Source organism: Streptomyces shenzhenensis, assembly GCF_021462265.1.
GTDB lineage: Bacteria > Actinomycetota > Actinomycetes > Streptomycetales > Streptomycetaceae > Streptomyces > Streptomyces shenzhenensis.
In genome coordinates this window covers 1-208 of the sequence record NZ_JAJONF010000251.1, presented here as the reverse complement: position 1 = coordinate 208, position 208 = coordinate 1, and the positions used below count along the sequence as shown (strand labels likewise).

The 208-nt window shown below is 68.8% G+C and carries 1 protein-coding gene; it reads left to right on the top strand.

What is annotated here, in order from left to right:
• Positions 1–208, top strand: a 208-nt coding sequence (locus tag LQ326_RS47680) for a hypothetical protein (protein WP_234545450.1), incomplete at both ends; no start/stop codon positions are given.

The following is a 208-nucleotide window of genomic DNA, read 5'->3' as shown; positions in this document are numbered from 1 at the left end:
CACCGACGCCGCCCTCACCGGACAACTCAAGGACCGGCTCTCCGGGTTGCTGGACACGCACCTGAACACCGGCCTGGCGCTGCCTGGTTCGGGCGATCAGCTGCACATCACCCTGAACCTGATCGACGACCCCGCCCATCCCGAGGCGATCACCCTCACCAGCACTGCGAACCCGGCCCGCGCCGACCAGCTCCACCTCGACGCGAAC